The organism is Parahaliea mediterranea (genome assembly GCF_017255185.1).
Classification (GTDB): Bacteria; Pseudomonadota; Gammaproteobacteria; order Pseudomonadales; family Halieaceae; genus JAFKCZ01.
Genome location: NZ_JAFKCZ010000009.1, coordinates 70,452 through 82,386, shown reverse-complemented (window position 1 = coordinate 82,386; position 11,935 = coordinate 70,452). Strand labels below are relative to the sequence as shown.

Here is an 11,935-nt window from a genome sequence, read left to right as displayed (position 1 = left end):
GCTACCCACCAGCCAGAACCTGGGGTACCATCTGTGCTCAACGTGACAGCTGAACACATTGTCGGCCGCCGGTTGCCGGCGGCACCGGAAAACCCACAAGGAGAGGAAAAAAAACATGTCCAACAGTGTTGTACTGACCGAGATCGAAGACGGCGTCATCACCATTACGCTCAACCGCCCCGAGGCCAAGAACGCGGTCAATAAAGCCGTCGCCGAAGGTGTCGCCGCCGCCATCGACGAGCTGGAAGGCAACCCGGAACTGCGGGTGGGTATCCTTACCGGCGCCGGCGGTACTTTCTGCTCCGGCATGGACCTCAAGGCCTTCGTCTCGGGAGAGCTGCCAATCGTTGAAGGGCGCGGACTGGCCGGCCTGTGCGAGTACACCACCAAGAAACCGCTACTCGCCGCAGTCGAGGGTTACGCCCTGGCCGGTGGTTTTGAAGTTGCCATCAGCTGCGACCTGATCGTTGCCGCGGAGGACGCCAAATTCGGCATCCCCGAGGTCAAACGCGGGCTGGCCGCGGGCGCCGGCGGCCTGGTCAAGTTACCGAAACAGATATCGCCGCGCATCGCCATGGAACTGGCGCTGACTGGCGACTTCATCAGTGCGCAACGGGCCTATGAACTGGGCCTGATCAACAGCGTCGCAGCCCCCGGCGGCGCGCTGGAGGCGGCACGCGGGCTGGCGCAGCGGATCTCCGCCAACGGACCGCTCGCCGTGGCCGCGAGCAAGGCCGTTGTTGACCACGCCCTGGACTGGAGCCGCGAGGAAATGTTCGTGAAACAACAGGATCTCATCCGTCCGGTTTTCACCAGCGAGGATGCTATCGAAGGCGCCACCGCCTTTGCCGAGAAGCGGGCGCCCCAGTGGAAAGGCAAATAATCGGATAAAGGTAACCGGGCAAACGCCGGATAACCGACAGGAGGTACAGCATGTCTGAAGCGTGGATCATCGACGCCTGCCGCACGCCCCGCGGCATCGGCAAGAAAGGCAAGGGCGCTCTCGCCGACCAGCATCCGCAACATCTGGGAGCCACCGTGCTCCGGGCGCTGGCGGAGCGCAATGACCTGAACACCGCGGACGTGGATGACATCGTCTTCGGCACCAGTAGTCAGCGCGGCCAGCAAGGCAGCGACCTGGCGCGCATGGCCGCCCTCGATGCCGGCTACGACGTGCGCTCCTCCGGCGTCACGCTGGACCGATTCTGCGGCTCGGGCATCACTTCGGTGAATATCGCCGCGGCCTCCATCATGTCGGGCATGGAGGACCTGGTGATCGGCGGCGGCTGTGAAATGATGTCCACCTTTGGCCAGGCCGGCGACCAATCACCCTTTATCGACAGCGATAACCTGCGCCTGCGGGAGCGCCATCCACAGCCCCACCAGGGAGTGTGCGCGGATGCCATCGCCACCCTCGAGGGCATTGACCGCAAGGCCCTGGACAGCCTGGCGGTGGAGTCCCAGCGCCGTGCGGCGAGGGCCATCGAAAGCGGCTATTTCAACAATAGCCTGGTGCCGGTGTACCGGCCCGATGGCAGCCTGGCGCTGGACTGCGAGGAGTTCCCGCGGCCCAACACCACCCTGGAAAGCCTGGCGGAACTCAAGCCCGCCTTCGAGGCGATGGCCGACTACCCGCTGGATGAGGCCGGCACCACCTTCCGCGCCCTGGTAAACAAAGTCTACCCCGACCTCGCTATCAAACATGTGCACCACGCCGGCAATTCCTCCGGCGTGGTCGACGGCGCGGCCGCCCTCCTCCTCGCGTCCCCGGACTACGCCAGGGCCCACGGCATGAAACCCAGGGCACGCGTGCGAGCCATGGCCAACATGGGCGATTCGCCAACCCTGATGCTGAACGCGCCCGTGCCGGCGGCGAGAAAAGTGCTGGCCAAGGCCGGCCTTCAGTTGTCGGATATCGACCTGTTCGAGATCAACGAGGCCTTCGCCGTGGTGGCGGAGAAGTTCATCCGCGACCTCGACCTCGATCGTGGCCGGGTGAACGTCAACGGCGGCGCCATGGCGCTGGGGCACCCCATCGGCGCCACCGGCTCCATCCTTATCGGTACGGTGCTGGACGAACTCGAGCGGCGCGATCTTCAGTTCGGCCTGGTCACCATGTGCGCGGCAGGAGGGATGGCGCCGGCGATTATCATCGAGCGCATCTAGCTAACAAGGGAGTGGGGGGACAGGCTGGAGGCCCGCAGACGGCTTCAGGTCGCTCCAATCAGGGACCAGTTGAGGCCTGCGGCCATGCAGTTACTGGCGCGTCGTCGAATGTAAAGGGATAGATTCAAAGCGGTGGAAATCTCGACAGTTCCCTCTCATCACCTTCTTGAACTACTGTCCCTGGCTGAAAGAGGGGGACACTCGCGAGAGCAGCTTATGGCTTCTTGCGACCTGTCCTACTCGCTACTGGAGACCGAAACCGCCCCCATACCCCTGACCAGTTTTATCGCCCTGGCAAACTCGGTCATGATCGCAATGGATGACGAAAGTTGCGGCATGCTACCCAAACCGGTGAAACCCGGCACGTTTGCCCTGCTGTGCCAAAGCTGTATCGATTGCCAAACGCTGGGCCATTTCCTCAGACGGCGCATTAAAGTGCTCAGCCTCGTCAGCGACGGCCTCAAGTTAAACCTCCATCGGCAAGATGAGACCGTATACTACGAAATTGAGTCAACCGACTCCGGCAACCCCCTGAGTCAGCATATTGTTATCGTCATTCTTGCGATAGCCTATAAAATGGGGAGTTGGAGTATCCGCGAACGCATACCGCTCACCTCCGTCTCTGTTTGTGGCGCAAGAAGCAGCCAGGCAAGGGGCTACGATAATTTGTTCGACCTGCCCATTGACTACGGCAGCAACCGGAACCAACTGTGTTTTCCCGCGCACTATTTCGATCGGCCAATCCTCCAGGATGCTGACAGCATGAAGGAGTTGCTAAAGGCTCCTGCACTCTATTTGATGTCGGAATTCGGCGTACAAAAAAGCCTCGCGTACGAAATCAGAAAATACATAGAATGCTGTTCTCCGGAGAACTTCCCTGATCTCGACAGCCTTGCCACCGAATTCAGTCTTAGCGTGGCAACGCTGCGCAGACGCCTTCAGAACGAAGACACCACCTACCAGGAAATCAAGAACGAGGTGCGCCGCGATCGCGCCGTTACGGTATTGGTCCGGGAAGGCAGCGTAAAGGCGGCGGCCTACGCAGCCGGCTTTACCGAACCGACCTCATTCTTCAGGGCATTCAAACGCTGGACAGGTACAACGCCAAAAGCCTATATATCCTGAGGGACGGCGCCTCCCCGTCGTCATGCGACAACGCCACGCCGCGGCGCCCTGCCAACGAGCCGAAACGCACGCGGCAACAAACAACCCCAAGGCCCTAGAATGGCAGGTTGTTGCAGTTTCCCGTTATATCAACGCCAGAGAATGCCGCTTCCACGAAGACCGATGAATCTTCCGTAGACCCATTAACAACACTGGAATGGGTGCCTCTACGATAGAAATGCGCTTCTATCACTGCGCCCGCCGCACAAGCGTCTTTGACCAACGCCTGCTGCATGCGCGCCGGCGTACTGAGATCCTTACCCCCAATGCCGATGAATACCGGCACGGAAAGCGCTAGCGTTGGGTACTCCATGCGCTTGAACGCAGGCTGCAGCACATTGGCGGGCGACTTCTTGAACGCTTTATTGTAGCTGACACCTTCTTTCACAACCCTTTCTTTCAGCTCCGCATAACAGGTGTCGCTAACGGATCTTGCAACGGGAAGCACCTGCTCCGAAACATAGTCTTCCAGCACAAAATCCGGATCAATCAGGCTCAACTTTGAGAGCGCGAGAAAGTTGTATCCCAGCGTCGGATCGACTTCTTCCGTCGGGCGGGTCGCCTGGATGACTGCGAGCCCTTCGGCGCTAAAGTACGGAGCACCAGTGGCAACCACGCCCCTGATATCCAGTTCACCCGCGTAATCCGGTGCATACATCGCCGTGGCAAGCGCGGCGCCGGCGCCCTGTGACTGGCCAATCACCACGACCGCATCGGATACAGGAAAACCCCCTTTACTGACCGCACGGACGATATCCAGATTGCTGTATGCTGAGGGCCGCGTCGATAGATAGGGGTGCGTCCCGCGTGTCCCAAGCCCCTGATAGTCAGAGGCGGCAATCGCATAGCCATTCGCGAGCCAATAGTTGAGATAGGTGCTATCGCGTTGTTGCCTGCCATTCCACGAGGGTGCGCAGACGTCTGCAATACCCACTGTGCCATGAGCCCATACCAACAACGGCCAACCGGCCTCCGGCGGCTCCCCTCGCGGTAGATACAGGGCGCCGGAAACGGCCACGGTTTCACGGGCAAAGAGGCCTTCAGTGGATGTATACAGCAGCCTGATATTTTGCGAAGCACGGGCAAGCGACTGGTGTTGCTCTAACGGCTCCTGTCGCAAGAGCAAGCCAGGCGCTTTTGACGACGCACCATCAAAGCGGTAAAACTCGCCAATATCACTGTCACCCAGCGCCGCCGCCCTCGCGATCGGCAACTGTCCCGCCAGGCCAAGGGCAACGATGACCAATAGTGACAAACCCTGGACGCACTCGATCGCACTCATTCGATGTTTACTCATTGCAAGGACTCCCACAATCACTTGATGACTTTATCTGCCGACGGAGAAGCTGCTGTCAGAACCTGTAGATTGCCTCCACCCCGTACGTTCTCGGCTCGCCTCGAACGGCCAGCAACACACCCGCCACCGAGTCAGATGCCGCGACGAGGTTGCCCTTGTACTCTTCATCCAGGATATTCTTGCCCCAGAACGCCAACTCCCAGTGGCGATTCGCGCTATAGAGTGAAACCCTGCCGTTTAATAGACCGTAGGCATCCTGTATATGATCAGCGTCGGTGTAGCTCTGGTTTACCTGGGTGTTGCGCATAAACTGCTCTGTCTGATACGCGTAAGTGATATTGGCCCGCAACTCGCCGAGATCGTGCAGGTCTATTGCATAGTCAACGGCCATGGTAGTGGCCCAATCCGGAGCCCAGGGCCTTGTTGAACCGCTTTCGATCCTCAACACGCCAGTGGTATCCAGTACATCGTCGGTGTACTCGGCGTTTAGTGCGAGCACGTTGAGCGATAAAGTCAGGGCATTCGCGGCCAGATAGGTTAGCTCGCTGTCCCAGCCGTAGCCGGTAACTTCGGAGGCATTGACAGTTCTCCCCACGGGAGAATTGCCGTCGGCGAGCAGAACCTGAAGGTCCTCGTACAGGTAGTAGAAAATAGAAGAATTGAAGCGCAGGCGCCCATCGAACACATCGGACTTGAATCCAAGTTCGTAGTTGATATTGGTTTCCTCGTCGAATGGCTCGGTACCAAAATCGGGGCTGAAGTATCCATCAGCCGCACTTCCCTCGACCGTCAAACGCGTATTGAAGCCGCCTGACTTGTAACCCTGGCTGACACTGCCGTACAGCATCACATTGTCACTGTACCCGTAGTCAAATCCGACTCGACCGGATACATTGCTCCAATCATTGGCCCATGAGGTTGTGGAAGGATCAGCAAGCTGATCGAAGTTTGGGTACAGAATTCCCTGGTCGTTGAAAGAGTCATTTCCCGCATCAATCAGGCTGTATTCCTTCTCGTCATGGGAGTAGCGAATACCCGCTGTCAGGTTAAGGCGATCGCTTACATGCCATGTCGCATCGGCGAATACCGAGTAACTTTCCGTTTCATTCTGCCCGGCACTGCTTTCAGTAATGCGCATTTCTCGACCGTCCAGGCCAATCCTCTGGAGCGCGACGAGCGAGCTCACATGGGTTGTGATATCCATATCACGATCCTGCTGGTAGTAATTGAAGCCGGCGAGCCAATCCACACTTTCCCATGCCGCATTGATTCGAAGCTCCTGATTGAACTCCCTGGTAGTGCCTAACTCCCATGTATTTGCAAGACCGAGGTCCCCGCCGTCCGCATCGGTGCCTACTTTTGTGTCCACCTTCCGGTAACTACTGATCGATGTCAGCGTAAGATACTCGTTCATATCCCATGTCAGTGTCAGCGCGTTGCCGGCAATCTCTCGATTCTGGATAGCGTCCGGTGGCGTCGCGGCGGGGATTACCGGAATCACAAGACTGCCACCGCCCAGGGAAAGCGTCATTCCTCTGTCCCCGCTGGCGTTGTTCTCGCTCCGCTGATCGTAGAAACTGGCCGGGTTTGCTTGATCCCAGAGCCCCGTGAATGTCGTCGATCCAGGGCGAACACTACTCACGCTTCTGTAACCTGGGTGATCTTTCTGCTGGGTCCAGTCTCCAGCGTACTCAATCTCCAATGCGTGGTTGGCAATCCACAGTGCGCGAACAAACCCTGACATCCGATCCTGAGCGAGCCCGTCTTCATTCGCGGTTATCACGTTGGTTTGCCAGCCATCGCGGTCTCGCGTGGAGAATCCGCCGCGCACCATCAGCACGTCGTCAATTACGGGAACATTCACGACCCCCCGGCTTGTCAGAAGGCCATAGTTTCCAAGGCCGGTACCCAACTCGGCCTCGAATTCGTTTGCCGGCCTGTTTCGCACGATACTTATTGCGCCCCCCGAGGCGTTTCTTCCAAACAATGTACCCTGCGGCCCTTTCAGGACTTCAACACGCTGGATGTCAAGAAGATCGCCTAGCATGTCAAACCCGTTTCCCAGATAAACGCCGTCGAGATAGAAAGGAATACTCTCTTCCAGACCAAAACCAAAAGCGAAACTATTCACCCCGCGCAGAGCCGATATATTGCTGGTTCCCTGGGTGTCGGCCAGCTTGAAACCCGGGGAAATCGATGACAGATCGCTCAACGTACTCACGCCGTTCTGCGCAAGCGTATCGCCCGAAAGCGCCTGAACGGCTAGCGGAACCTGCTGCAGACTCTGGGATCGCTTTTGCGCGGTTACAACCACCTCTTCAAGGACCATTGCTTCATTTGCCTGGACGAATTGCGGTGCGCAAAAACTGGCAAGTGATACTGCAATCGCGATCGTGTTTTTCTCACTATTTCTCATATTTACATCTCCCTGGTCGTACTTATTCTCTGTGTATCAAGGTCACCTGCTACGCGCCGAAAAAACAGCTCCGGCCTACCCACTATCCGGGACAGTGACATTACGCCCAGGCCCCTACAATGATCGGTTCAGGTTAGATTCAACAAGAGCGAGCATTCAATTACCGTATCGCTCAAACGAGTAGTCGGTTCGCTCACGAAGCCGGGCACTCGAACTTTGAGCGATACGGACAGCAATATGCTCAATCGGGACATTGTTCCGACACCTTGCCTAACCTACCTTTTTTACAACACGGATATTCAACCTAGCGAGCATTCACCATGTCACTTACGTTTGATTCAAGCAGACTCAGAAATCCCGACCTGACGGAGGAACATGAAAGCTGGCGGGAACAGCTCCGCCGTTTCATCGACAAGGAAATTTTCCCCTTCGTGGACGAATGGGACGAGAATGGCTGCTTGCCACCGGAGCTTTGGAAGAAGGCTGCCGAAGTCGGGATTATGGGCATCGGCTATCCCGAGGAGTACGGCGGCACTTCGGCGGGCATCGACCTGCACTATCGCAATATTCTCAGCGAAGAGCTGGCGAGAACCAGTCTTGGAGGGCTTCCCAGCACCCTGCTTTCACATGGTATCGGACTTCCGCCCGTCCTGGGTTTCGGCAGCGATGAGCTGAAAAAGACCATCATTCCGCCAGTGATAGCGGGCAATAAGCGTATAGCTCTCGCCATTACGGAACCTTCCGGCGGCTCCGATGTTGCCAACTTGCGGACAACCGCGGTTCGCGACGGCGACCACTACATTGTCAACGGCAGTAAAACCTTTATTTCGGGAGGAATGGGCGCCGACTGGTTCACCACCGGCGTTCGCACCGGTGGTGAAGGAGCGACGGGTATATCCGTACTGGTAATTCCGGGCGATGCCGAGGGAGTAAGTCGCACTCCGCTTGATAGAAAGCAGGGGTGGTGGTGCAGTGATACAGCCACCATCTACTTCGACAACGTAAAGGTACCAGCGGACAACCTGCTTAGCGATGAGGGGCACGGGTTCCTTGTTATCGCCCACAATTTCAACGCCGAGCGACTGTCCATGGCGGTAATGATGGAAGCCAGCTCACGTGTCTGTCTTGAGGAAGCGGTGAGCTGGGCCCGGGAAAGAACAACCTTCGGCAAACGCCTTGCGGATCACCAGGTCATACGACACAAGATTGCGGAGATGAAGCAGAGGATTAACAGTTGCCAGGCCTATATACAACACTGCACACGCGAGGTCATCAACGGAACCGCGGTGTTTGGCGACATTGCCCTACTCAAGGTCCACTGCAGCCAGACGCTTGAATTCTGCGCCAGGGAAGCGATGCAGATACTCGGCGGCATCGGCTACATGCGGGGCAACCGGGTTGAACGGATCTATCGGGAAGTCCGGGTCAATGCGATTGGTGGTGGATCGGAAGAAATCATGAGGGACCTTGCCGCACGCCAATACCAGCTTTAGGTCGCCAGGCACGAACTCATGGCAGCCACCATGGAGGATTGTATGCATCAGATTGACCCAGCCTGCCCTGTTCTCGTCGGACTCGGACAGAACACATGGAGAGACCTGGATGTCACGCGAACGCCCGTGGACGCTCTGGCCGAGGTCGCCGCGGCGGCGCTTGCCGATACGGGAGTGACAGGCATTTCCAAGGCCGTTGACTGCGTTGCCACGGTACGTTTCATAGCGGACACCAATCCCGACGTCGCCGCGTTTTTTCCCCGCGACCCGGGCGCGGCGCTTGCCAGGCGGCTGGCGCTGACGGGCACGGATGTCGTACAGGGCGCTATCGGGGGAAATTCACCCCAGTACATGGTAAATCAACTTGCCAGCAAGCTGGCCGGGGGTGAGTACTCCGTTGTACTGCTGGCCGGCGCGGAACTGCTGAGTACGTTTTTTGGGGCCCTGAAAACCGGAGGCGATGTTTCCGGCTGGGCGGATGGGGCCAGCTTTGCAGGCTCGCGTCTCGGCAAGGACAGGGACGGGCTCAATGAAACCGAAATGTTACATGGACTGTATGAGCCTATCATTACCTACCCGCTGTTTGAAAATGCACTGAGACATCACGAGAAAAGAGGCCTTGACGCCCATCGGCGATACATGGGCGATATCTGTAGCGCATTCTCCCGTGTCGCGGCCAGGAACCCGCTGGCCTGGCGACGCAAGGAGCTCACCTCCGGGGAGATTACCACTGTCGGTGACAACAACCGAATGATCGCTTACCCCTATACCAAACTGATGAGCGCGTTTTTGTCAGTCGACATGGCGGCGGCCATCGTCATGACCACCGCAGGCAGGGCGCGAGACCTAGGAATTGACGAACAGCGCCTGGTATATCTGCGCGCGGGTGTCGATATCGACGAAATCTGGAATATCAGCAGCCGCGAGAGCCTCCACCGATCACCCGGACTTGGTAAAGCCGCGCGGGCCGCACTCGAACACTCGCACATGGATCTGAGCGACATCGACTGCTTCGATATCTATAGCTGCTTCCCCAGCGCTGTCGAAATAGCGTGCAAGGAGATAGGCATCTCGCCTCTCGACCCGCGGGGCGTCACGGTTACCGGTGGACTGCCCTACTTTGGAGGCCCGGGCAATAACTACTCTCTCCATGCGATTGCGGAAATGGTATCAAGGCTGCGCGAAAAGGAAGCAGACAATGGCTTGATTACCGCCAATGGCCTGTATTTGACCAAGCATTCCGTCGGTGTCTACTCGTCTCGGCCAGCGACAGGAAAGTGGACAGCGTTCGATAACAAACCGTTGCAGAGCGCGATCAACCAGGGCACACATATTCATCTGGACGATGGTCACGAGGGCAAGGTATCGATAGAAACCTACACCGTGGCGCACGATAGAGACGGGCCAAAACAAGGGTATATCGTGGCCAGGAACCAGAGTGGACACAGGGTCTTGGCCAATACCGGCCCCAACATGGACACACTTTCCCGGTTACTTGCGGAAGACCCTATCGGCAAAAAGGGCTACGTCGGAAAGGAAAATGGAAAAACGGTCTTCCGATTCTAGTCCGTGCGAACCCATACCGCCGCCCCGCTATCGACATGCGGGTCGGCCAACCTTCAAATAACCAACCCAAGTGCTTTGACATGAACGAACAGCAAATCTCGAGGATGCGAACCGCGCTCGACGCTTTCTACATCAGGGAACACGAGCAAGCCAACGATACCTGTTTTACTCAACCCTTCGCGGATGGATCGATAAGAGAGTACAGCTGGGCCCAGGTTGCGGACAACGCACGACGTGTCGCGGCCTACCTGGTATCGCTCGATCTTGAACCCGGATCACGCATCGCCTTGATGTCAAGCAACTGTGCGTACTGGATCATGGCGGACCTGGCTATCTGGCTAGCGGGCCACATTTCCGTACCCATTTACCCGGTACTAACCGGAAATAGCGTCAAGCAGATTCTGGATCACAGTGGCGCGGAAGCGATGTTTGCCGGAATGCTGGATGATTGGGACAATATTCGCAGCGGTGTTCCCGAACATATTCGCATCATCACTTTTCCCATGGAAAGTTCCGTGCCGCGTGACGCGGGTATAGGCTGGGACGATATATTGAATGCCTATGATCCGATAAGTGAAAGCCCGCGGCCCTCCCTGAACGACCTGGCTACAATTATCTACACTTCCGGCACAACCGGCATGCCAAAGGGCGTCATGCATACCTTCCGTAACCTGGCGATAGTGGGTACGTCCTCCGGCGAGATGTACTCAATTTCCAGCAAGGACCGAAAGCTATCCTATCTTCCCCTCGCGCACGTCGCCGAGCGGGCCGCCGTGGAAATAAATCAGCTGTACTACGGCTACCAGGTATTTTTCTCCTGCTCACTCGACTCCTTCGGAGACGACTTGCGAAGGGCCAGGCCAACCATGTTTTTCGCGGTACCCAGAATCTGGCAGAAATTTCAACAGCAGGTATTAACTCGCATACCCAACCAACGCCTACAGCTGCTTTTGAAACTGCCGCTAGTCTCGAAGCGCATCCGGAAAAAAGTGTTATCCGGGATGGGGCTGGATAACCTGCGAGTCGCGGTCAGCGGCGCCGCCCCGCTCTCGACCGCGCTCATTGATTGGTACGCCACGCTGGGCATTGAGATACTCGAGGGATACGGCATGAGTGAGAATTTCGCCTACTCCCACGCGACCCGAGCCGGACAATCGAGAGTTGGATACGTCGGCAGCCCCTTGCCCGGTGTGGATTGCAAGCTTTCCGAGCAAGGCGAAGTGTTGATCAAGACACCCGCGGCCACGATCGGCTATTACCGGGAGCCGGAGCTCAGCGCTCTACTGTTTGACGAAGATGGCTATATTCGCACTGGTGACAAAGGCGAAATTGACGAGATGGGCCGCTTGCGCATTACCGGACGACTCAAGGAAATTTTCAAGACCAGTAAGGGCAAATACGTTGCTCCGGCGCCTATTGAAGACCGGCTGCTGAGAAATCAGGCCATTGAACAAGTCTGTGTTACCGGAGCGAACTTTCCCCAACCGATCGCCCTGATAACGCTCGGCGAACAGTCACAGGTCTCGAGTAGAACCCCGGAAGATAAAAATCGCATCACTCAGGGCCTCGAGAAAACCTTGCGTTCCGTCAACGCCACATTGGACAAACACGAGAAAATCGCCCGCATGGTTATCGTGGCTGATCAGTGGACAATCGACAACGGCCTGATGACACCGACGCTGAAGGTCAAGCGAACGATTTTGGAGGAGGCCTACGCCGCGCGGTTCCCACAATGGTTGCGGCAGCCGGAACCCGTACTGTGGGCGACACCCGTGCTGTGAACGGTCAAAAACGTGCTTGCCTGCGCAACACCACAATTTTTGCATGTCTGCA

The 11,935-nt window shown here is 57.3% G+C and carries 8 protein-coding genes; 6 read left to right on the top strand and 2 right to left on the bottom strand.

Annotated features, from left to right (window positions below; all coding sequences use genetic code 11):
* The first annotated feature begins 115 nt into the window (after positions 1 to 115).
* From JYP50_RS13445 to JYP50_RS13435, 3 genes are all read left to right on the top strand, one after another.
* Positions 116 to 883, top strand: coding sequence for a crotonase/enoyl-CoA hydratase family protein (locus tag JYP50_RS13445; protein WP_206561060.1), 768 nt, complete (start codon positions 116 to 118; stop codon positions 881 to 883).
* Between the two features lie 50 nt (positions 884 to 933).
* Entirely contained in the window at positions 934 to 2,166 is a 1,233-nt protein-coding gene (locus JYP50_RS13440; RefSeq protein ID WP_206561059.1) for an acetyl-CoA C-acetyltransferase, read from the top strand.
* 132 nt (positions 2,167 to 2,298) lie between these two features.
* Positions 2,299 to 3,291, top strand: coding sequence for an AraC family transcriptional regulator (locus JYP50_RS13435; protein WP_347136791.1), 993 nt, complete (start codon positions 2,299 to 2,301; stop codon positions 3,289 to 3,291).
* Between the two features lie 94 nt (positions 3,292 to 3,385).
* On the opposite strand, the gene JYP50_RS13430 is transcribed toward JYP50_RS13435, so the two are convergent.
* Both JYP50_RS13430 and JYP50_RS13425 read right to left on the bottom strand, forming a co-directional pair.
* A complete protein-coding gene (locus JYP50_RS13430; RefSeq protein WP_241263134.1) occupies positions 3,386 to 4,612 on the bottom strand; it encodes a lipase family protein in 1,227 nt (408 codons plus the stop codon).
* 70 nt (positions 4,613 to 4,682) lie between these two features.
* The gene (locus JYP50_RS13425; RefSeq protein WP_206561056.1) at positions 4,683 to 7,043 is read right to left on the bottom strand and encodes a TonB-dependent receptor; all 2,361 of its coding nucleotides are present in this window, start codon (positions 7,041 to 7,043) and stop codon (positions 4,683 to 4,685) included.
* Between the two features lie 320 nt (positions 7,044 to 7,363).
* On the opposite strand from JYP50_RS13425, the gene JYP50_RS13420 reads away from it, so the two are divergent.
* The 3 genes from JYP50_RS13420 to JYP50_RS13410 all read left to right on the top strand — a co-directional run bounded on the left by JYP50_RS13420 (position 7,364) and on the right by JYP50_RS13410 (position 11,883).
* Positions 7,364 to 8,536 (top strand): acyl-CoA dehydrogenase family protein, encoded by a 1,173-nt coding sequence (locus JYP50_RS13420; protein ID WP_206561055.1) that lies wholly within the window; start codon positions 7,364 to 7,366, stop codon positions 8,534 to 8,536.
* A 42-nt stretch (positions 8,537 to 8,578) separates the two neighbouring features.
* Complete coding sequence (locus tag JYP50_RS13415; RefSeq protein WP_206561054.1) at positions 8,579 to 10,102, top strand: acetyl-CoA acetyltransferase; 1,524 nt, start codon at positions 8,579 to 8,581, stop codon at positions 10,100 to 10,102.
* A gap of 80 nt (positions 10,103 to 10,182) precedes the next feature.
* On the top strand, positions 10,183 to 11,883 hold the full coding sequence (locus JYP50_RS13410) for an AMP-binding protein (RefSeq protein ID WP_206561053.1): 1,701 nt from the start codon (positions 10,183 to 10,185) through the stop codon (positions 11,881 to 11,883).
* Positions 11,884 to 11,935: the final 52 nt, after the last annotated feature.